General features: G+C 62.1%; 18 protein-coding genes. 6 read left to right on the forward strand and 12 right to left on the reverse strand.

Annotation, left to right across the window (positions count from 1 at the left end; all coding sequences use genetic code 11):
- Positions 1–26 precede the first annotated feature (26 nt).
- The 4 genes from CKW37_RS22965 to CKW37_RS22980 all read right to left on the reverse strand — a co-directional run bounded on the left by CKW37_RS22965 (position 27) and on the right by CKW37_RS22980 (position 2,755).
- Positions 27–872, reverse strand: coding sequence for a replication initiator protein A (locus CKW37_RS22965; protein WP_022652188.1), 846 nt, complete (start codon positions 870–872; stop codon positions 27–29).
- A 26-nt stretch (positions 873–898) separates the two neighbouring features.
- On the reverse strand, positions 899–1,183 hold the full coding sequence (locus CKW37_RS22970; protein ID WP_001247107.1) for an AlpA family transcriptional regulator: 285 nt from the start codon (positions 1,181–1,183) through the stop codon (positions 899–901).
- Between the two features lie 111 nt (positions 1,184–1,294).
- Entirely contained in the window at positions 1,295–2,065 is a 771-nt protein-coding gene (locus CKW37_RS22975) for a DUF2285 domain-containing protein (RefSeq protein ID WP_003092318.1), read from the reverse strand.
- Positions 2,066–2,407: 342 nt separating this feature from the next.
- A complete protein-coding gene (locus CKW37_RS22980) occupies positions 2,408–2,755 on the reverse strand; it encodes a DUF2958 domain-containing protein (protein ID WP_016487838.1) in 348 nt (115 codons plus the stop codon).
- A 287-nt stretch (positions 2,756–3,042) separates the two neighbouring features.
- Here CKW37_RS22980 and CKW37_RS22985 point away from each other — a divergent pair, with 287 nt between their 5' ends.
- Positions 3,043–3,336 carry a helix-turn-helix domain-containing protein gene (locus CKW37_RS22985; RefSeq protein WP_006379425.1) on the forward strand — a complete coding sequence of 98 codons (294 nt, stop codon included), beginning with the start codon at positions 3,043–3,045 and terminating at the stop codon, positions 3,334–3,336.
- A gap of 312 nt (positions 3,337–3,648) precedes the next feature.
- Here CKW37_RS22985 and CKW37_RS22990 read toward each other — a convergent pair whose 3' ends face one another.
- The 4 genes from CKW37_RS22990 to CKW37_RS23015 all read right to left on the reverse strand — a co-directional run bounded on the left by CKW37_RS22990 (position 3,649) and on the right by CKW37_RS23015 (position 7,987).
- On the reverse strand, positions 3,649–3,963 hold the full coding sequence (locus CKW37_RS22990; RefSeq protein WP_001273857.1) for a DUF736 domain-containing protein: 315 nt from the start codon (positions 3,961–3,963) through the stop codon (positions 3,649–3,651).
- Positions 3,964–4,738: 775 nt separating this feature from the next.
- Entirely contained in the window at positions 4,739–4,948 is a 210-nt protein-coding gene (locus CKW37_RS23005; protein WP_022580212.1) for a hypothetical protein, read from the reverse strand.
- A 61-nt stretch (positions 4,949–5,009) separates the two neighbouring features.
- Positions 5,010–7,079 (reverse strand): ParB/RepB/Spo0J family partition protein, encoded by a 2,070-nt coding sequence (locus tag CKW37_RS23010; protein ID WP_000994919.1) that lies wholly within the window; start codon positions 7,077–7,079, stop codon positions 5,010–5,012.
- Positions 7,080–7,159: 80 nt separating this feature from the next.
- Positions 7,160–7,987 carry a DUF932 domain-containing protein gene (locus CKW37_RS23015; protein ID WP_003092327.1) on the reverse strand — a complete coding sequence of 276 codons (828 nt, stop codon included), beginning with the start codon at positions 7,985–7,987 and terminating at the stop codon, positions 7,160–7,162.
- Between the two features lie 392 nt (positions 7,988–8,379).
- Here CKW37_RS23015 and CKW37_RS23020 point away from each other — a divergent pair, with 392 nt between their 5' ends.
- Positions 8,380–10,836, forward strand: a complete 2,457-nt coding sequence (locus tag CKW37_RS23020) for an AAA family ATPase (protein ID WP_001223964.1) — start codon at positions 8,380–8,382, stop codon at positions 10,834–10,836.
- 66 nt (positions 10,837–10,902) lie between these two features.
- Here the strand turns inward: CKW37_RS23020 and radC are convergent, their stop codons facing one another.
- The 3 genes from radC to CKW37_RS23035 all read right to left on the reverse strand — a co-directional run bounded on the left by radC (position 10,903) and on the right by CKW37_RS23035 (position 14,024).
- Entirely contained in the window at positions 10,903–11,412 is a 510-nt protein-coding gene (gene radC, locus CKW37_RS23025; protein ID WP_003092330.1) for a DNA repair protein RadC, read from the reverse strand.
- Positions 11,413–11,763: 351 nt separating this feature from the next.
- Positions 11,764–12,828, reverse strand: a complete 1,065-nt coding sequence (locus tag CKW37_RS23030) for a YhcG family protein (protein ID WP_003092331.1) — start codon at positions 12,826–12,828, stop codon at positions 11,764–11,766.
- Positions 12,825–14,024 carry a site-specific integrase gene (locus tag CKW37_RS23035; RefSeq protein WP_001062689.1) on the reverse strand — a complete coding sequence of 400 codons (1,200 nt, stop codon included), beginning with the start codon at positions 14,022–14,024 and terminating at the stop codon, positions 12,825–12,827. The genes CKW37_RS23030 and CKW37_RS23035 overlap by 4 nt, the downstream gene beginning before the upstream one ends.
- A gap of 260 nt (positions 14,025–14,284) precedes the next feature.
- On the opposite strand from CKW37_RS23035, the gene CKW37_RS23040 reads away from it, so the two are divergent.
- Positions 14,285–14,890, forward strand: a complete 606-nt coding sequence (locus CKW37_RS23040) for a DUF4142 domain-containing protein (RefSeq protein WP_095158541.1) — start codon at positions 14,285–14,287, stop codon at positions 14,888–14,890.
- A gap of 43 nt (positions 14,891–14,933) precedes the next feature.
- On the opposite strand, the gene CKW37_RS23045 is transcribed toward CKW37_RS23040, so the two are convergent.
- The gene (locus tag CKW37_RS23045) at positions 14,934–15,617 is read right to left on the reverse strand and encodes a histidine phosphatase family protein (protein ID WP_095158521.1); all 684 of its coding nucleotides are present in this window, start codon (positions 15,615–15,617) and stop codon (positions 14,934–14,936) included.
- Between the two features lie 269 nt (positions 15,618–15,886).
- On the opposite strand from CKW37_RS23045, the gene CKW37_RS23050 reads away from it, so the two are divergent.
- From CKW37_RS23050 to CKW37_RS23060, 3 genes are all read left to right on the forward strand, one after another.
- Positions 15,887–16,921: an ABC transporter substrate-binding protein gene (locus CKW37_RS23050; protein ID WP_095158522.1), complete on the forward strand. Its 1,035-nt coding sequence runs from the start codon at positions 15,887–15,889 to the stop codon at positions 16,919–16,921.
- Between the two features lie 211 nt (positions 16,922–17,132).
- On the forward strand, positions 17,133–20,039 hold the full coding sequence (locus CKW37_RS23055) for an FAD-binding and (Fe-S)-binding domain-containing protein (protein WP_095158523.1): 2,907 nt from the start codon (positions 17,133–17,135) through the stop codon (positions 20,037–20,039).
- Between the two features lie 91 nt (positions 20,040–20,130).
- Complete coding sequence (locus tag CKW37_RS23060; protein WP_095158524.1) at positions 20,131–21,699, forward strand: PucR family transcriptional regulator; 1,569 nt, start codon at positions 20,131–20,133, stop codon at positions 21,697–21,699.
- Positions 21,700–21,790: the final 91 nt, after the last annotated feature.

A 21,790-nucleotide genomic window follows, 5' to 3' on the forward strand; every position in this document is an offset into this window, starting at 1 on the left:
GAGGCCGTCCACAGGTTCTCCCGCAGTTATCCCCGTGCCGCGTGCGGCACGGGCCGGAAGGTCAGCAGCTCGGTGTTGTCGTCCGGCATCCGCTCGATGCCGAGGACGTAGCCGGGCAACGACTGCCGCGCCACCAGGGCGCGCACGTCGTAGGCGAAGTCCGAGAAGCGGGCCGCGCTGCCGGATTTGCGGTACAGGTGTCGGAAGTCGAATTGCCAGCCGTGCTCCTGCCGCCCGCCATGCTTGCGCACCAGGCGGTACAGCCAGCGTTCGATACCGCCCTTCAAGCGGAAATAGGCCGGGTCGATGGTCAGCACCAGGGCGGCGTCGAGCACGCCGGCATAGAACCAGTCCGGCAAGATCAGCTCGATGCCCAGCGGGGTGCCGCTGGCGTCGGCGAGTTCCTTCCACTCGTTGATCCACGAGAAGCGATGCAAGCGCCTTCCCGTGGTTTCGCGGATGGACGTGGCCACCGTGGTCGATTGCAGCCGGTCGAGGGCGGCCTTCAGGCGCTGGTAGTCGTTGAGGGACGTGCCGCGCCCGATGAAGCGCAAAATCTCGTAAGGCGTGGCGCGTATCCAGCGCGACGGGCGCAGGCCCGCGTCGCGCGCCTCCACGATCTGCGAGGCGGCCCATATCAGCACGTCGGCATCCCATATCGTTGCGATGCCGTGCTCCTGCGTGCCTTCCACGCGAATGGTGACGTTCCCGCTGCGGAAGTCGATCGGCGCCGTGCGCCGCGACTTGGCAAGCGAGAAGAACGGAAAGGCCATCAAGTCCTGGGAATCGCGTGGCGCCATGTCGCCCGGCAGCGCGCGGAACAGATCGAGCTGTTCGCGCTGCGGCAAGGCTTGCCCTGGCGGGCTGGACATGGCGAAGGCCACCCACGCGCCGACGATCAGCGGCCATCACGGTAGTCGCCCGCGTGGCGCTCGGCGTATTCGGGATCGGACGTGGCCTCGTAGCTGCGCTGGTCGGCCCAGGCATCGAGGTCGGACACCGCGTACATGACGCGGCGGCCGAACTTGCGGAACTTGGGGCCGCCGCCGATCACCCGCTGCTTCTCCAGCGTGCGCGGCGACAGCCGCAGGTAGTCGGCGGCTTCGTCGTTTGTCAGGTAGCGTTGAGGCTGCGAGGTCGCAGTGACGGCAGCGGCGGCAGGCCGCGAGGGAGCAGGTCGCATGGGATGTACCTCCATCAAGCCCGGCCACACCACGCGGCCGGATAGAGGCACTCTCAAGAAAGCAAGGCTTCTTGCTAAGGGACGATTCGCACGGGTCGAGAAACGTCCCCCCTAATGCGACGGGAACATTGGAAGCTGCGCTAGTCGGCGGTAGCCGCCGTGCATCAGCTCATCGCCGCGGCGTACCAGCCGCCGTACGCGGGCACGCAATGCACTGTCTTTGTGCCAGTCGGCCGCGACGGCATCCGCGCCGAACAGACCTTCGCCCACCTCGCGCAAGGAGGCTCCCGCGAGGGTCGCGTCGAGCGCTTGCAAGGTATGCAGTTCCAGCAGCGCGGCGGGCGTGGGGCGGGAGCGGGCTGTTGCCACAGGCGTGGCCACGGTTGCGGCAGATAGCGCATCCAGCTTCGCAGCGAGCGTGCGGTAGCGCGCACAGGGCGTGGCGCAGGCGCGTGTGGCGTAGAGATAGGCCGAACCATCTTCCAGGTCGGGTGCGAGTGCCAGCCGAACGCAGCAGCCTGGCCAATGCGATACGAGCACCAGGCGCTTGCCGTCGTGGGTCAGTTGCTTGCGCCCAGGAATGCGCCAGAACTCGAAGGTATGCGCATCGGGTGGTGGGTCGGCGTCGGGGTATAGCTGCACCACGGCATCGTGATCGGGGAACCAAGCAGGATGTGCGTCGCGCGCATCCAGGCCGGGATCTTCCAGCAGGCGCAGGCCCCAGGCCTGCGCCGCATCAGGCTTGCGACGCCGGCGTAGCCAGTCGCGCCGGTAGCTTGGATTCCTGCGCAAATACTCCCAAGCCAGCGCTGGGCCATCGAGGTGCAGCGTGTAGAGATACGCGGCCGTGGGATACCAGTGTTGGCTGCTGCGGTCAGTCATGGCGAAACCTCCCTGTTTCTGGGAACGTCGCCACAATTCCGCTGTGCGGGAGCTATCGAATCGCCATCAAGTGGTCATCAAACTCGGGTTACGCTTTAACTGCTGGTGTCAAGACAGATTCGCTCCAGTGCATTGCCGAAATCGTCTAAATGCGACGACTGCACCGCCCGGAAATGGGGTGCAGCATTGAACACCGTGCCGAATCTCGCGCCTGGCATCATGACTGTTTTGGTCAGGAGCGCACCACCCTGGTGCAAGCATGCGGATCAAGACTTGCCAGGTCTTGGCTAAGACCGAAATAGTCACAATGCGATACTTTTTGCCTGGTCGCGCTGGAATGCGTCAATCGGTGATCGAACCGTTTTCCTGAGCCAGTCGAACGTATTCCGACAGCGGCCGCGTCGGCTGGAAATACCGATCTCGTATCACGGGCTGCTTGAGCGGCCCGACGATGGACGCCAGATCGGACAGCTTCACCGTCGCCAGGGCAGGCATCCCGATCCCGAGGTCGATCAGGCCGTAGGCCGTATCGCCATCGGTCGGATCGAGCGCGGCCAATAGCCAGGTCGCATGTGCGTCCGGTGTGAACAGGCGCACCACGGGCAGCGGGTCACATTCCTGGCCTGCGGCGCGGGTGAGGCCGTGGGCCAGTAGGTGCACCCGGTCTTCCTCGGTGACAAGCGTGGTCAAGGCCGCGCCCCTTCCACGAACACACGCAATCGCCGAGGCGCATCTGTGCCTGCGGACGGATGCACGTATGCGCAAGCGCACGAAGCCGCAAAAGCGGAGAGGCACGAAGGCGTATTGGTGGAAGTCAGGAAAGACACGGATGCGGTTCCCTGGGTCTGAGGAAATCCGCAGATGCGGATCTCCGTAAAAGCACGGAAAAGGAAAACATCACCACCAAATGAACACTATAGATTGTAGTCCTATAGGGCGCAATGGGCTGTCATCTTGGTTTTTTGGGGAAACCATAGGTGGCAGCGAAGAACTCATTGGCAGCGGCGATTCGGACGGTAAGGAAGGCGCGTGGTTTGAGCCAGGAAGCGTTCTCCAACGTGTCCAGTCGCACCTACATGAGCACGCTGGAGCGCGACCTGAAAAGCCCAACCATCCAGAAGCTGGCCGATCTGTGCGAGGTCATGGAAGTGCATCCGCTCACGCTGCTCACATTGGCTTATGCCGGTGACAGCACCCGCGAAGCTGATGAATTGCTGGCACAGGTGCGCCAGGAACTCAGGGCGATATTGGAAGAGCCCGACACGCCTTAGCGCGTTGGCGTGTGGTACTGAATTGCAGCAAGCGGAGCGCGCAGCGCCGCAGGCGCGAAGGCGTGAGGGATTGAAGCCGGATGGCCGTGACGGCTTGCCGGCACGGGGCGAAGCCCGAAAGCCCGGCGGCGCTTACAGCGCCGACACGCCACACACCGCTCGTTGACACGGATTGCGAGCCACAAGGCACGCATGCAGGCCCGCCGTGACGGGCGTATCCAGCACGCGGCAGCAGCAGAAATCCTGCGCGTGCGGTGCTGCGATCAGCAGCATCGCGCCCCGCCGCAGTGGGCGGGACGCGGTAAGCGGCTGTCAGGCCGCCTTCGGCTTGTTGCGCGACCAGATCAGGTCGTGCGTGCCGTCCTCGTTCTCGATCAGGCGGGCATAGACCGTCGCCGGGAACGAAGGGTCGTCGATGGATACGGACAGGTATTCCCGCCCGGCCTCGCTGGTCTTCTTCCACGCTGCGCCGACTTCGTGGCCAGCCGCTTGCAGGTGGAAGTCGGGGGCGTTCTCGGTGTCGCCCTTGTCGTTGGGAACCAGCTTGACCTTGACGTTGAGCGTCAGGGTGCGAAGCGTGCCGGTGAAGCCGTCTTTCTCTGCGGTGAAGGTGCCGATGTTAGCCATGATGTTTCTCCTTTCGGGTTGAACAAGGTCGCGCCAGTGCGTCCTTGTTGTGATCCGGCCGGCGGGGGATGGGCTGGTCGCACCGCACAGCGGTCGCAACAACGTGGAGAACCTGGAAGCGAAAAGAATTTGTCCCGCGAGGAATGCGCGCAGCGCAGGGGAAATTGTTTTCGCTGCAAGGTTGCGGCCATCAAGCACAAGGCGCAGCCGCGCCACCGCCAGGATTCACAACAAGACAAGGACGCACAGGCCGCCCGCTCCCGAATGGAGACGTGGCCAACTCGGCATCCCCGCGTGACGGCTGCACCGGCTTGCGCCCTGACGCGGGCCAGGTCAATGCCCCGACGACAAGGCCAGAGCGCCCCTGCCGCAGCTCACGGCCACATACTGAGGCGTGGTGTGGAAGCTCCATAGAAGCGAGGCTGGGCGGCGTGTCGGTGAACCGTCTTTCGTGACGTACAGACAACGAACCGCCAGCGTCGGGGACGGCACGCTTTCGTGCAACCTGCCGCAGCAAGCCGGGGCGTAGCCACACCAGCCCCGCCCATTGCGGCGGGGCTCGGTCGAATCGTTGGCGGCGCGATGCGCCGCCACACTTGCTGGCTTCGTGGATTTCGCGCACGAGCGCCCTTGTGCGTGGCCCCATCGCCGCCTGTCCGAAGGCGGCGATGGGGCGTTTTGGCTTTGAGCAGTGAAACCGGGCGCGGCCACCGCCGCGCCCGGAGTTTTCGACCACCGGCCCCAAGGCGGCACGGCTTGGGGCCGGTGCGGCTCGTTATTCCTTGGTTTCGATGATCCACCACACGGCGCGCGGCAAGGCGCGGCCCGTGAGGGGATGCAGATCGGTCAGGTCGGCGCGGGCCGTCCAGCCACGCGGCGGACGGTAGCCGCGCACGTCGCCGTCGCCGTGCCAGCGGCGGGCGCGCACCGTGCCGGAGGCATAGGTCGCAGCTATGCGGGGGCGGTTTGCGGGTTGGTGGGTCATGGCAGGCATCCTCAACATGAAGCGCCCCGGCCGGAACCGGGGCGCTATCTACGGTGCGAAGTCACGCGGCCAAAGCCTCGGCCTGCGGCTGGTCATCCGCCACGGCGGCCACTTCTTCCTGTGCTTCGGCTTCGCCATCCGCCGGCGCGTCCTGCCCGGTCTGCTGCGGGCCTTCGGAGCGGAAGATGGCGGGCATCCAGCCGGTGCCAGCGGCCAGCCGTTCGGCTTCGCTGGCAATGTCGCCCTTCTTCAACTTCGCCAGTCGGGTGACGTGCGAGGGCGCGAACCCGCCAACGGCTTCCAGAATCGCGGCCTTCGGCACATGCCGGAAGTAACCCTCATTGGTGGGCTGCCACCACGCGGCCATATCCAGCCCCACGGCCTGCGCCAGTTCCGCGCCGGGCTGGTGCGGCGTGGCGCGAGGCGTCACCACGTCCACCGTGGAAGCTAAGCACACGGCCAACAGCCGCACCAGTTCATCCTGTGATTTCGCCAGCAGCGCGGCGAACAGTTCGGCGCTGTCCTCCGGCAAGGTTTCGCCTGCCACCTGTTGCAGTTCGCGCAGCGCCACGGCGGCGGGTGATTCCGGCCAGTCCGGGGCCATGCCTTCCAGCCGGTCTTGCACCGTGAGGCGCACACCCAGCGGCAGGTCGTGCCCGTAGTGCCTTTCCTGCAAGACGGTCTGCACCATGCCATGCACCACGGCGGCCAGCGCTGCTTGCGGATGCCGTGCAACTTCGATTTGCAGCGCAGCGGTACGGTGCGCGCTCAACCGCTGCGCCAGTCGGTCAGACATGGCGGCGGTCTTGGGCTGCTCGTCGTCCTCGCCTGCGTCCTCGTTCGCGGCTTCGCCTTCGCTGCCGAAACCCTGCCGCAGCCGCTCCAGCGTGCGCAGTGCCTTGGCCTCCGCTTCGCGCAGCAGCCCGCGATGAATCGCGGCCTGCCCGTCGCGGTCGATGGTGACAATGGCACCGGCTGCGGCCTTCACGTTGGCCGCATAGTCCAGCAAGCCATCTTCCAGCGCCTGCAACTGCTCGCCCAGGCGTTCGCCTTCTTCCTGCAAGGCATCGGCCTTTTCCTCGTCCTCGTCGTCCAGCGCGGCATCCACCGCCTCGGCCAGTTCGTGCAGCTTGGTTTGCAGCTTCTCGATGCGCTGCGCGTCGCGCTTGTTCGGACTGCGGCGTTCCCTTGGCGCACGCTGGAAGGCTTGCAGATCGGCATGGGTCATGCCCGGCGTGGCATCCACCCACGCCCAGCCCTCGGCCTGCACCTTGGCGGCGATACCTGCCAGCTTGTCCTGCGCCAGCCGTTCCAGCAGTGCGGCATCGGTCAGATACACGCCTTTGTCGCCCTCCGCGAACAGGTCGCGGCGGATGCCACCGCCTTCCTGCTCGTAGCCGTCCAGCCCGACAAAGCGCACCAGCGGATGCCGGTAGGCGTCGATTTCGCGTTCGGTCAGGCGGTCGCGCAGGTTGTGCGGGCCGCGCTGCCATGTGGGCGCATCGTAGAACGCGGCTTCCTGCGCAGCATGGTCGTCGGTGATGGCGAGGGCCATCAACTGGTCAAGGCTCACGGCCTCGGCCCGGTAGTCGGCCAGCAGGCGCGGCGACACGTTGGCGAGTTTCAGACGGCGCTGCACCACCAGCGGCGTGACGCTGAAATCCGCTGCAATGTCCTCGATGCTGCGGCCTTCGGCCACGAGCGCGGCGAACGCCTCGAACTGGTCGGCGGGGTGCATGGCTTCGCGCTGCACGTTCTCGGTGAGGCTGGCCGTGCGGGCGGTGCCATCGGCCACCAGCAGGCAAGGCACCTCCCATTCCTTGCTAATGCGGTGCTTTTTCGCCAGCAGCTTCAACGCTGCGAGGCGACGGTCACCGGCCACGACCTCGTAATGCTCGCCATCGGCGGCGGCAATCACGATGAGGTTTTGCAGCAGGCCGACACGCTGGATGCTGGCGGCGAGTTCGGGAATGGACATGCGCGGGGTCTTGCGCACGTTGCGGCCAGTGGGACGCGACACCAGCCGCGACAGCGGAACCAGAATCAGGTTCTTGGTCGGATCAGCGGCTTCCAGCGGGATAGCGGCGGCGGTGTTGATGGCGCGGGCTTCGGTTTGGGTAACGGCGTTCATGGTGATAACTCCTATCGGTTCAGGGATGCAGCAGCGAAGAAAGCGACAAGGGCTGCTGCCTGCCCCTGCCGCGTGGGGATTCAGGCTTTCAACTGGCGCATGCCATCGGCCAGCAGCCAGAGGGCGCGATTTAGTCGGATGTTTTGGTCGATGCCCTGCACCGGGCGGGTTTGCTGTCGGCGCCCGTTGGCGCTGCGGCCACGCAGCCCGCCTTGGGTCAGGTTTTCTTGGGTGCGGTTGAACACGCTCCACAGGTCGGGGCGGCGGTCGTCGAAGCGGCGCGGCATCAGGATTTGCGATTCCGTGATGGGCGCGGGCTTGTCGGGGTCGTCGTACTTGAGGGCGAGCGCGGCGCGGGCGAACACTTCGGATTCGCCATCGTCCAAGGTGATGCCGCGCATGGCATCGCGCGATTCCTTCACCCGATCGAAACCGCTCAAGACTTCGTAAGCCCCCTCAATGACCAGACCGGCCACGTCGCCTTTATGGGGCACTCGCACATCGGCCACGGTGTTGCCGCAGACAAGGCCATTGCTGCACACGAACCGGAACATTCCGGCCAGCATCTGATAGCTGCTGGTGCCGTCGTGCGAGTTCAGCAGCACGATTTCGTTGGCCTCCGCGCCGTTGATCTGGCTGGCATGGCGCAAGCGAATCATGTGTTTGGTGTGCTCGCGCTTGCCTTCGTCGCGCACGCGGGTTTGCGTCACCATGAAAGGCTGGAAGCCTTCTTTGCGAAGCTCGGTCAGCACGGCGGCGGTGGGGATATAGGCGTACCGCTGCGAACGGCTCTCGTGCGGGGCATCCGCGAAGATGGACGGGGCCACGCGGTGAATCTGGTCGTCGGACAGCGGGTAATCGCTGCGCAGCGAGGGGGAGCGGAAAGCGAAACGGGATGCGAGTTGCATGGTCTTTCTCCTGACAAAAGAGGTTTGCTGTTCACACCGCACACCGGATTTCTAGATTCGGAGCCCAGCCTTTCGGCTGTTTGGTGCGGTCGGCACGAGGAACCCGGTTGGCCCTGTTGCCACCGTCTTTCCTGAGTTCATCGCCCGCGCCCAAAGGAGCGCGCGGACGGGGGCCGTCAAGGAGCCAAGCGCAGGGTTGGTGCGGCCCGCAGGCGCAGCCGAGGACACGGCCCTGCGCGCCTTGACGGCACACGGTCGCGGGCTACGGTCGCGGGTAAGGTGATGAAGTCAGGGGAGACGGCTGGACAAGGCAACGGCCATCCCTTTGTGCTGACCGCACGCAAGCGAAGCGCGCAGGCCCGAAGCTGGAAGCCGGGCCGTAGGCGTCAGCGATGCGGAAGGCTGGCGAAGCCAGTCCCGCCAGGGATGAGCGACTAGCGAACCTGGAGCAGCGCGATCCGCGAAGCGGAGACGCAAGAGGACTCTTCGTTTACCATTTGTTTCGCAAGCAAATGATGGGAAAGCAAGAACACGGAGATATAGAGATGATTGTCTGCATCAACCGCCTCAAACAGTTCGGAATCTTCAGCGACTTCAATGGAACGAAGATCCAAAAGTTCGGCCGGTACAACCTGGTCTATGGTTGGAATGGAACAGGCAAGTCAACGTTATCGAATCTATTCTCTTGCTTTGAGCTTCGCTCGATGGTTCCCCGCTTCAGCACGGGCCAATTTTCAGTAGTTCTGGAGGATGGCTCAACGATCACGGAATCCACACTCCACTCATCCCAATTGAATATTCATGTTTTCAATCAACGCTTCGTGCATGAGAACATTGATTGGGACAAATCCGTAAAGAGCATCCTTCTTATTGCGAAAGAGAAGATTGATGACTTGCAGAAGCTGGAGAAGCTGAAGAGCGAGCTTCAGTCGAAAAAGAAGGCTCACGACGACAAGCAAAGCGATATCAAGAAGCAGCGTGAGGCATTAGAGAAGTTCCTGACCAATGCTGCCAAGAAAATGAAGCTTGGACTTCAGGCGATTGATACGAGCGACAGTTATTACTTGAATTACGACCGCCGCAAGCTCTTCAACTTCATACAGAATAACGGCGAGACAATTATCAAGGCGGAGTCGGTTCTTCCAGATGAGAGGGTTATCGACCTTACGAATGCCGCCAAGCCAGATCAGCTTCCAAGCATTGCTTTCGCCTCAACGGCCATTGAGCCGGACTACTTTAAGAAAGCGGCGGGCCGCATCAGAGATTTGATTGGGACTACGGCGGTCAATCAAGCAATCCAGCGGCTGACCGATAACCCGGAAATCCGCGAATGGGTTCAAGCAGGCTTGGAAATCCATAAAAACCACGACTCGCAATCCTGCGAGTTCTGCGGCTCTCCGTTCGCCCAGCTTCGTGCCGAGGCGCTTGCTGCCCACTTCAGCAAGGAGTTCACGGAGTTTCAGAGCCGACTTCAGAACGCGGCGACATGGATTGAATCTCAAGGCGCTCCAGCTAATCAGTTTCCCGCATCGACCGAGTTTTATAAAGAACTATCGGCCGAGGCAGAGAAGCTTCAAAAGGACTACGCAACTGCTGCTGAAAAGATCGACCAGCAAATCGACGCCTGGCGGGAAGCCCTGAAGGCCAAGATCACAGACCCTGGGAAGACAGACATTCAGATCTCGGATGTGGTTGAAGACGATGTCACCAATTTCAATGACATCCTGAAATCGATTGTTGCTCTCGTTGGAAAGCACAACAATAAGACTTCAAATTTCAAATCTGAGACCTCAAAAAGCAAGGTGGCACTGGAGCTTCACTTTGCTGCGGCTGAGGTGCAAGAGTTTGACTATGCTGGAAGTGAGAAGAAGTGCAATGACCTTGAGTCAGAAGCAAAGAACGACCATAAGGAAATTGAAAAAATTAGTCTAGAGGTCGGAGCCATAGAAGCGGCGCTCTCGAATGAAACGGTCGGGGCAAAGGAGTTCAATGACATCCTGCATCGCTTCATTGGCCGCTCTGAGCTTTGCCTGAACTTCAATCAGAAGAAGAAAGGCTATGAGATCATCAGAAACGGGGTTGGTGAGCACGATGGGAATTTGAGCGAAGGTGAGAAAACTGCGATTGCATTTGTCTATTTCATCACGAAGCTCAAAGAAAATGGAAATAACATCAAGGATACGATCGTCGTCGTTGACGATCCGGTCTCAAGCTTTGATTCTAATCACTTGTTTCACGCCTACTCGTTTTTGAGAACGCAATGCACTGAAGCCAAGCAACTTTTTGTGCTGACTCACAACTTCACTTACTTTAAGCTAGTGAGAGACTGGTTCACTGGCACCAATAGGAATCGAGTCAAAAAAGGCAACGCCGAGAATTGCTTCTTTTATCGCCTGGATGCGCCACCTGGCTCCCCTCGTCACTCCCTACTTGTGGATGCCGACGACTCACTCAAGAACTACGGTTCCGAGTACCACTATATCTTCAAGAAGCTCTACGAATATAGGGCGCACACAACACTCAATCGAGATGAGGCGTTCTTGACCGCCAACCTCGCCCGAAAGCTTGTTGAATCGTTTTTCACCTTCAAATATCCAAGGCGTCGAAGCGACATTAGTCAATTGATGGAGGCTGGCCTAAAAGATTGCACCATCACGACACCAGAGCTTAAAGAAAAAATCTACCGCTTTATCAATAAGTATTCACATAGCGACGTTATTGAGATAACAGAGGAATCCGCAGAAAACTTGGCAGGCGAAAGCCACAGCGTCATCGGGAACATCTTCCAGTGGCTGGAAGAGGTGGACAAGAAACATTACGACGAGATGATTCAGGTTGCGACGGCCTGAGCATCAGGCCGCGAGGGCCATAGCTATGCCACCAGGCGCAGCAAAAAGGGGCCGAAGCCCCTTGGGCTAGATCAGCCCATGCTCGGCGAACGATGCCGTTTCGTTGCCCGCAACGATGATGTGATCGAGCACGCGCACGTCCACCAGACCCAACGCTTCCTTGAGCCGCTGGGTCAGCGCCCGGTCAGCCGCGCTCGGCTCGGGGTTTCCGCTCGGATGGTTGTGCGAAACGACGACCGCCGCCGCATTGAGCCGCAGCGCCTCCTTGACCACTTCGCGCGGATACACCGACGCACCGTCAATAGTGCCGTGGAACATCTCCCTGTATTCGATCAGACGATGGCGCGTATCCATGAACAGCACTACGAACACCTCATGCTCGAAGCTGGCCAACTTTGTACGCAAGTATTCCTTGACCGCCGCCGGCGAAGTGAACTCTGCTCCGCGCCGCATTTTCCGGTCAATGACCTGGCGCGCAGCTTCCAGAATGTCGTCGGCCGATGCCGGTAGATAGCGCCCGTGCGCGTCGCGCACCAGCAGACAGGAATCGAACGAGGGAAAGGACAGTTGCGACATGATCGTGCTCCGGTTGCTCGGGCGGAATTGCCCGGAACCGGCGGCAGCACGGCGCAGCGCAAGCAGTCAGGGGTCGCAGACGGCCGCCAGGACGCAAGCGCGCATGGCGCGCGCCGCCCTTGACGGCGAGAACGCCGTGATACGGTGAAGGGAACAGCAAGACCGCCCACACCCGCCCACTGCACAGAGTCGATTTTTGGCAAGCGGAGCGCGCAGGCCCGGATCAACGAGCCGGGACGGAGGCGTCAGTGATGGAAGCCCGACAGGGGCGAGACTCGCGCAGCGAAGCTCGATGCGCAGCACGACAGCGCGACGGCGGCACGCCGGGACGCCCGACTGCTTGGGACAGGACTACTCGTTGTCCGTCTTGCGCTGCTCGATTTGCAACTGCGCCCGTTGCGTTGCCTGTTGCAGCCGCTCCACCAGCACGCCCCTCGGCGGCAAGGCGGTCAGATACTCGGCAACGTGGATGCCGGACTTGTCCAGCTCCAGCAATTCGATCTGCTCGCGCTTCTTGCCGGTGCAAAGGATGATCCCGAGCGGCGAGGCTTCCTCCGGCTCCCGTTCGTGCTTGTCTAGCCACCGAAGGTAAAGCTCCATCTGCCCTTTGTAGGCCGCCTTGAAGTCACCTACCTTCAACTCCACCGCAACCAGCCGCCGCAGCTTGCGGTTGTAGAACAGAAGGTCAAGGTGGAAATCCTCGTCGTCGATCGGAATGCGCTTCTGCCGGGCGACGAATGAGAAGCCCGCGCCCAGCTCCAGCAGGAAGGACTCCATTTCACGGATGATCGCCGCTTCCAAGTCGCCTTCCTGCCAAGTGTCCCGCAGGCCCAGGAAGTCGAGGATGTACGGGTCGCGCATGACCAGGGCCGGCGACATGCGCTGCGCATCGCGCAGGGTCGCCAACTCCTGCGCTATGGTTTCTTCCGGCTTTTGGGAAAGCGCCGTGCGCTCGTACAGCATCGAGTCGATACGCTCGCGCAGCGTCCGCACGCTCCAGCGTTGGGTGCTGGCCATCTGTGCGTAGTAGTCCCGCTGGAGCGGGTCTTTCAGCGGCATCAGGGCGATGAAGTGCGTCCAGCTCAATTCTCGTATCAGTGATACGAGAATTCGCTCGTCGGGGAAGGTGGCGGCGAACTGCACCATGCGGCGCAAGTTCTGCTCTGCAAAGCTGCTGCCGTACTCCTCCACCAACTGCGCAGCCAAGGTGGGCAGAACTTCCTTGCCGTAGGCGCCCCGGCGCCTGTCCAAGACCTGCGTGTGGATGCGTTGGCCGATGCGCCAGTAGAGCATCGTAAGCTCGCTATTCACCGTCGAGGCGGCGCGCAAGCGCGCCGCCTCGATCAGTGCCCGAATGTCGCCCAGCAGCGCCGCGGGCGCTGCGAGCGATGCTGCTGATGGCCGGCGCCCGTTCATGCCACCGCCTCCGCAAGCTGCCGCGCGCCCGTGATGGCTTGGCGGCGGCTGGCCACCAGCTCGGCCGCCTCGCGCACCGGCTTGTCCTCGGTGTGGACGTAGTGCATGAACATCGCCACGGTCTTGTGGCCCGTCAGCTTCATTCCCACTTTGGTCGGCACACCGGAATTGGCAATGTCGGTGGTCGAGCGATGACGGATGCCGTGCGTGCCTACGTGCGGCACGCTGGCGGCCTTGAGCGTCCGGCACCAGCCGCCATAGTGCTCGCCAAAGGTCAGGTGCTTGGCCGGGTCGTTCGGCGACGGCAGGACGTAAGGGCAGCCTTCCAGACGCGGCGCCGTCGAAAGCAGCCGATAGGCTTCCTCGCTCATGGGCTTGGAAATGCCGCCAACCTTGCTGTCGGGCCACACCACGCGCCGGTTCTCGAAGTCCAGCCAGCTCCATTCGAGCGGGCAGATTTCGGAGCGCCGCGCCGCAAACTCGAATTGCAGCCGGATCGCCAACGGGATGACGTAGTTCTCCAGCCCCTCCGCCTCCAGTTTCTCCAACTGGCGGAAGATCCGCACCATTTCCTCGTCCACGATGAGCCGGGTTTCCTTGCCCGGCGGGTACATCGGGACGTGGCGGCACGGATTCGTGCCGTCCGGGCGGAAGCCCCAGACTTCGGCCAAGTTGAACATCTTGCGCAGCACGCCGAAGGTCTTGTTGGCCTCGGTCGGCTTGTAGGCCAGCTTTTCCATGAGCCCCGCAATGTCGGGCCGCTTCACGTCATGCACCTTCTTGCGGCCCAGCAGCGGGATGATGTTGCGGTCGATGACGCCCTGGTAGCCGTCCTGCGTGCTGACCTTGTTGCGCTTCTTGGAGTAGTCCTCCATGAACTTTTTGCACAACTCGGCCATCGTGGGCGCCTTGCGCGCCTCGGCCTTGGCACCGCCGGGATCACCACCCCGGCGAACCTCGGCCAGCCAGTCCTGCGCTTTGACCCGCGCCTGTTCGACGGTTAGCTCCCCGTAGAGTCCCAGCGAGGGCTTGCGGGGCTGGCCAGAGTTCGTGCGGTACTGGAGCATGAACACCCGGCGTCCCGTCGAGGTAATCTTGCAAAGGAAGCCGGGCACGACGGTATCCCGTAGTTCGATGTCCTTCGCCTGGGGTTGCGCCGACTCTACGGCGGTCTTGGTGAGCTTGATCTTTGCCATGATGACTCCTTGGAACGACCCGGATTCCAGGAGCCAGATAGGAGCGGCGCGAGGGAGAACCGGGTCAAGTTTCAGAAAGCACCGGCATATGATGGAAGCGCGTAAGCTATTGATAAACCTGCTGTATCGGGCTACGTCGCAGTCCAGCGAACTACCGGGCTGGAGTCATCGTGAAACAAAAAAAGATGAACCTCTGCAATCGCCGCTTGCTCAGATCAGTGAGTGATACGCAGATCTGGAACTGACAAGAGGATTCAATGATGAACACACTGTTGCGTAGTGCGGGTTTCGCTCTGGCATTCACCCTGGCCGGCGCCGTGCATGCGGCCCAGGACGCCGATGATTTCGTCGAGGACGCCTCGGCCAAGGGCATCGCGGAAGTCGAAGCGGCGAGGCTCGCGGAAGAGAAGGGCACGGCCAGCGACGTGAAGACGTTCGCGGCGATGATGGTCAAGGACCACACCCAGGCCAACGACAAACTCAAGGCGCTGGCAGCGAGCAAGAAACTCGAAGTCTCCAGCGATGCCGACCTGATCGACAAGGCCAAGGCGATGATCCTGGAACTGCGCGGCGCCAAGTCGTTTGACCAGGCCTACGCCAACAACCAGGTCAACGCCCACGAAGCGGCGGTCAAACTGTTCACCAACTACGCCAAGGACGGCAAGGATGCGGAACTGCGCACCTATGCCGAGCAGACCTTGCCGACCCTGAAAACCCATCTGCAGAAAGCCCGGGAACTGGCTGCGGCTCATGGCGGCAGTTCGGTCGATCCGCACGCCACCACCCGTGATGCCACCGACCCGGTGGTCACCGGCCCCAACGGCGTTCCGGTGACCCCGAAAGATCACGCTGAAACCAAGCCCTGAGTAACGGCCGAGCGGGGCACCATTGCGATGGCCCCCGCAGGTTCTACGGGGCGCTGCAGAAAGGATCGGCGGGTTGCGGCAGCTCATCCGCACTGATCGGGTACAGCACCCGCCAGCCATCAGGCCCGAACACCATCAGATAGCTCTGACAATTACCCAACGGCACCGCCACATCCTGCTGGCGAAACGCGCGCATCCGCGCCGGTGTTGCTGCCTCATCTGCGTAGAGAATCAGCCATGCCACGGCACGAATGAACTGACCGTGACTGACTACCAGGATGTCCTCGGCCTCATGCCGGGCCAGCCGATCCAGCAGGGTTTGGGCACGGTCCAGCAACTGGCGGAAAGACTCCGCATCCTCACCATCCCGAAACGCCGCATCGCCTTGTGCCCAGTAGCCATCGGCCTGAGGTTTGCGCTGCGCCTGAGTGCTGCCATTGAAGCGGCGCGGGCTGAGGTAAGTGAACTCCTCGACTGGCCAGGTTGCGGTTGGCACATCCGGGAATCGCTGGATGATGGGCTGGGCGGTCATGCGTGCGCGGTCGAAGGGCGAGTACACGATCAGTTGCGGCGCATGGTCGAGGGAAGCAGCGAGCGCGGTGGCCTGTTTGCGGCCGTTTTCGGTCAGCGGGATAGTGTCTGGATCCGTGGTGACGAGGCCGGCGTTGGCGGCGCTTTCGGCGTGGCGAATCAGACGGACGTGTTTGCGGTCAAGGGTGGCGCTCATGTTTGCGGGGCTCTGATTGTCTTCTGGGCCTGTGCTTGCGAAGCCCTGCCCAAGTTCATCGCAGGAGGGACTTCATAGTTCAAGTATCAGGTTTCCTTCCATTGTTCATGGTTCTCACCGGTAGCGGTGCCCGCCGGGCGCATGATTATATTTCCCCAGGCGCCAATAAACGCGAAACCAACAAAACCTCCAAGGCTGCCTCACTGTTTTCCCCTATTCCTTGAACGCTGCCCCAACCAATAAACGTTTGATAAAAAACAGGTGCTGCTATGAATGGCAAAGTTCTGCTGGCTCTCGTTTGCGGTGGATTCCTCTCGGGCAATGGATTTGCTGCGAATTCGGTAACCGTTATTTCCTACGGTGGGGCGAGCAAGGAGGCTCAGGTCGGGGCCTTTTACAAGCCCTTTGAGCGTCACTCCGGCAAGAAGGTGGTGGCCGGCGAATGGAACGGTGAAATGGCCAAGCTCAAAGCCATGGTCAGCACCAACAGTACGTCCTGGGATGTGCTGGATGTCGAGGACACGGACCTTGCCCGTGGTTGTGAGGAAGGCTTGTTCGAGAAGCTGGACCATGACCGCCTCGGCATCAAGGACCCGCTGGTCGAGGGCACTCGCAGCGAATGCGGGCTAGGGATCTTCGTCTGGTCGAACGTGCTGGCGTACAACGCCGACAAACTCAAGGAAGCGCCACAGGGCTGGAGCGATTTCTGGGACCTCAAGAAGTTTCCGGGCAAACGCAGCCTGCGCAAGTCGGCGCGGGGCTCGCTTGAGTTCGCGCTGATGGCCGACGGTGTTCCGCCCGCCGAGGTGTACAGGCTGCTCGCAACGCCCGCGGGCGTCGACCGGGCCTTTGCCAAGCTGGACCAGATCAAGTCCAGCATCCAGTGGTGGGAAGCCGGCGCCCAGCCGCCGCAATACCTGATGGCCGGTGATGTGGTGATGAGTTCGGCGTACAACGGTCGCATTCACGCGGCCAAGACCAGCGGCGCGAATTTACAGGTGGTCTGGTCCGGCAATCTGTACCAGTTCGATGATTGGGCCATTCCCAAAGGCACGCCGAACCTGGATGCCGCCTACGACTTCATCGCCTTCTCCATGCGTCCCGAGCAGCAAAAGCTCTACACCGAGAAAATGGCCTACGGCCCGTCCAACACGGCGGCTGCGGCATTGCTCAGCAAGGACCTGGAGGCAGACCTGCCGACCAATCCGGCCAATATGAAGAACGCCCTGCAAATGGATGTGAATTTCTGGCTGGATCATGGCGAGGCACTGGAGGAGCGCTTCATGGCTTGGTCCAGTCGCTGAAACCACGCACGTTTTCCCTTGGCCGAAAGGCCCGTCGATGGCGCCTTTCGGGGCGCCATCGGCGTTTTTGCCTAAACGTTCGATACCTTCTTGAAATAGGTAGTTAGCAGGGGTTCTTCGTTTCTGACAGTCGTAGAGCGAAGCCGGGCTGGCGCCCTAAAGTACCGGCCTATCGACGCGACCGTGCTGATGACCGAGAAGGCTTCGCCCCATGACCAAGAACAACTCCATCCCCCTCGACCTCAATATCCTGCTCAACCTGCGCCAGAAGCTGGAGGCGGAAACGACGGCGGAAATCCGCTTCGATGCCGCGACACGCGCTGTCTACGCGTCGGAAGCGTCCAACTATCGGCAGTTACCCATCGGCGTGGTGATTCCGCGGACCCTCGAGGACATCGTCACCACGGTCGCCCTGTGCAAGGACGCGGGTCTGCCGTTGCTGCCCCGTGGCGCGGGAACCTCCATGTGCGGGCAAGCGGTGAATGCGGCCGTGGTGATCGACGCTTCGAAGTACCTGCACGGCATCGCCTTCATCGATGCCGAGCGACGGCTTGCGCGGGTGCAGCCGGGCGTTATCTGCGACCAGCTCAAGGATGAAGCGGCGAAAGTCGGCCTGACCTTCGGCCCCGACCCCGCGACCCATAGCCGTTGCACCCTGGGCGGCATGATCGGCAACAACTCCTGCGGCGCGCACTCGGTGATGGCGGGCAAGACCGTCGAGAATATCGAGCGCCTGGAGGTGCTGACCTATGACGGCGAGCGCTTCTGGGTCGGTGCCACGGATGACGAGACCTTCCGCGAGCATCTCCAGGCGGGCGGCCAACGTGCGGCGATCGTCCAGGGGCTCAAGGACCTGGTGGATCACTACGAAGACGAGATTCGCCAAGGCTTCCCGAAACTCAAGCGCCGCGTCTCGGGCTACAACCTGGATCAGCTCCTGCCGGAAAACGGCTTCAATATCGCCCGGGCCCTGGTGGGCGTGGAGGGGACCTGTGTCACGGTCCTGCAGGCTGAAACCTTGCTGGTGAAGAACCCGACGCACCGTGTCCTGGTGGTACTCGGTTACGCGGAAATCTACGAAGCCGCCGATTCGGTCCCGCAATTGCTGCCACTGAGCCCAATCGCGATGGAAGGGCTGGATGACGGCATCATCGGCGGCCTGAAAGAACGCGGCATGAAGCTCGCCGATATCGCCGAGCTGCCCGCCGGCAACGCCTGGCTGATGATCGAGTTCGGCGCCTTGTCGAGTGAAGAGGCCACCGCGCTTGCCCGTCGGGCGGTGGACATCGCGCCGCTATTGCCCGGCCAGCCCAGTGCTCGCCTGGTGACGGACAAGGGGCTGATGAACCGGATCTGGACCATTCGCGAAACCGGAGCCTCCGCGACGTCCCTGGGGCTGGACCCAAACACGCCGGACCCGGTGGTCGGCTGGGAAGACGCGGCCGTCGAGCCGGAACATCTGGGCAAATACCTGCGGGAATTCAGGGCGCTGGTCGGGCGGTACGGTTACAAGACCAACCTGTACGGCCACTTCGGCGACGGCTGCATTCATTCGCGGATTACCTTCGACCTCAAATCCGCCAGCGGCGTGCAGGACTGGCGTGCCTTCCTTGATGAAGCGGCACGACTGGTCGTGCGTTACGGCGGCTCGTTGTCCGGCGAACATGGTGATGGTCAGGCGAAGGGTGAGTACCTGCACATCATGTACCCGCCGGCGATCATGCAGGCCTTCGCTGAATTCAAGGCCCTGTGGGATCCGCTCAACCGGATGAACCCGGGCAAGCTCATTCATGCCATGCCGGTAGATGCCAACCTGCGCATGGGTCCTGACTACAGCCGCCGCGAGGTCGAAAGCCAGTTCACCTACGATGCGCGCCTGGGGAACAAGGGACTGGCCCGCGAGTCGGAGCGTTGCATTGGCATGGGCAAATGCCGCTCGCTGGACGGCGGCACCATGTGCCCGAGTTTCCGCGCGACCCGCGAAGAGAAGTACTCCACCCGAGGCCGCGCCCGGTTGTTCTTCGAATTGCTCAAGGGCGAGGTGATCGAGGACGGCTGGCAGAGCGAGGAGGTGAAGGACTCCCTCGATCTGTGCCTGAGCTGCAAGGGCTGCAAGACGGATTGCCCGACCCATGTGAACATCGCCCGCTACAAGACCGAGTTCCTCAACCGTTACTACGCCGACAAACGCCGCCCAGTCATGGATGCCATGATCGGCCGTATCGGCGCGTGGCTGCCCCATGCCACCAAACTGTCCCCAGTGCTGAACTACGCCATGGGCAATCCGCTGGTGCGCACGGCGGGCGCCTGGTTCGGGCTTGCCAGGGACGCGAAATTCCCGAAGATCGCGCCGCAAAGCTTCCGCTCCGGCGCGACGGCACAGCGCATTCTGAAGAGCGACGGTAGTCGCCGTGGCACCGACGTACTGCTGTGGGTGGACAGCTTCAATAACGGTTTCACCCCCAGCGTGCTGGAAGCCGGCGTGCAGGTACTGGAGCGGCTTGGCTTCAGCGTGAAGCTGATGAAGCGCCACGTTTGCTGCGGCCGCCCTTATTACGACGTGGGCATGATCGATCAGGCCAAGGCCAATCTCGCGCAGATTCTCGACCAGTTGGAGCCGGTGCTAGAGGAAAACATGCCGGTGCTCGTGCTTGAACCGAGCTGCCTGTCGGTGTTCCGGGACGAAATGCCGGGGCTGTTCCCGGACGATGTGCGGGCGAAGAAGCTGGAAAAGTCGATCATGACCCTCAGCGAGTTCATCCGCAGTCGCGCCCTGGAGTTGCCGGCGATCGACGCGGACGTGCGGATCCACGGGCACTGCCATCAGAAATCCTGCGGCGGAATGGGTGCCGAACAAGGGGTGCTGGAGAAGCTCGGCGGCAAGGGGCAAGTGATTCAGGCGGGCTGCTGCGGTGTCGCGGGCGCCTACGCCTATCATTCCAAAACGGCCCCGATTGCCAAGGTGATTGGCGAACAGGAGTTCAAGCCGCATCTCGACCGCATCCCCGAGGAAACCCCGGTGGTCGCCGACGGATTCAGTTGCCGGGGACAGATTCGCAATGTCAGTGGCCGCGAAGCGATGCATTTGGCCGAATATCTGGCCAAGGTCCTCTCCTAGCGTTTCATGACAGGGCAGATGGCTGCTATGGTCGCTCCACGACAGGCCGCCTTCTGCTGCGCTTTCGATACACCTTCAGGAAAGCTGGACAATGAAGCTCGACGTCGCGATTGAACATACGGTGCTGCGCGAAGCCACGGTGGTTGCCGGGGCAGGGGCGATGGACCGGGAAATCACCTGGGTCCATATCGTCGACCACCCGGAAATCACCAACTGGCTCAAGCCCGGTGAGCTGCTGCTGACCACCGGTTACAACTGGCCAGAGGCGGATGAATACTCCCGCGACATGGTGCGCCGCCTCAGCGAGATCGGCCTGGCCGGCGTGGTGCTGGCGGTTCCGCACTTTCGCGAGCACTTCACCCAGGCCGCCATCGACGAGGCCAACCGTTGCAACCTGCCGTTGCTGGAACTGCCCTGGGAGATCCAGTTCAGCGAGATCATGCACGACGTGCTGGCCCGCATCATCAATATCCAGGCGGAAACCATCCGCCGCTCGGACCTGATCCATCGCACGCTGACTGAAGCCGCGCTGGAGATGAACAACCTCGAAGGTCTCGCCAGGGCGCTGCATGCTGCTCTGGACAAGACGGCCACGGTGGTTTCCATCGATGGCACGCTGCTCGGCAGTTCAGACCCGCAGGCCCGTGAGGAATACGAGCGTGAAGTGATTCGCGACCTTACCGCGCACAACAGTCTTGCCGAGTTGTTCAAGGACAACGCCCCGGTGGTCTTGCCGGGCGGTGCACGGCTGGGTGCTTCACGACTGGGCGGCGCGATCAAGCTTCGCGGCGAGATTGCCGCCGTGGTGTGGCTGGAGGGTGAAACCGATCAATTCGGCGAACTCGACACCCGGGCCCTGGAGCATTCGGTGGTCATCGCCGCCTTGCACCTGGCTTACCAGCGGCAGTTGTCCGATCAGGAAACCCGCCTTGGCCATGCCTTTGTCGCCGGTCTGCTGGAAGGCAAGTTTTCCGCGACGCCCAGCGCCATCGAGCGCGCCCGGGCGTCCGGCTGGAGCGAGAGCCGCAGCTACCGGGTCTGTCTGGTGCTGGTCAACGAGCCCATTCCACTGTCCATCGAGGGTTTCAATCGCCGCGCGAAACTGGCTGACCGGATCGCCTCGGCGATGCAGACCTTCAGCGTCGCGCCGCTGATTTCGGTGTCCCTGAACCAAATCAGCTTTCTGCTGCCTGCCGAAGTAGCCCCCGAGTCGGTCTGGAAAACCATTCGCACCGAAGGCAGTGCGCTGGCGGTGAGTCGGGTTCATCGCGGCGTGGATGGAATGGCGCTGGGCTCCGAGGATGTTGCGGCGCTGCTTCCGTTGTTGCGGCCAGGGAAACTCCATGACTTCGATGAGGTGCTTTTCCCCCGGGCCCTGATGGGCGACGCCGATGCCCGGCGGTTGTTGCTGGAGCGGATGATTGTGCCGCTGGAACACCCCAAGCGTGGCAACTCGCTCACCGATACGGCGTTGTGTCTGGCGCGCGAGGGCTTTCAGCTACTCAATACCGCGAAGGCGCTGGATATTCATATCAGCACCTTGCGTTACCGGGTCGAGCGGATCGAAAGCCTTCTCGGGATTTCCCTGGATAACCCGGAAGATCGTTTCAAGCTGCAAGTCGCGGCACAGATGCACAGGTTGGTATCCGAGGAATTCTGAAGCGTTCCGCCCTTGAGAAAGGTGGCACCCAGAAGGCCCGCCTGGTGATAACCGGCGGGCTTTTTCGCGTCTCCCGCCCGCGTTTGTCGTT

It is taken from the genome of Pseudomonas sp. Irchel 3E13 (assembly GCF_900187455.1).
In the GTDB taxonomy this organism is placed as follows: Bacteria; Pseudomonadota; Gammaproteobacteria; order Pseudomonadales; family Pseudomonadaceae; genus Aquipseudomonas.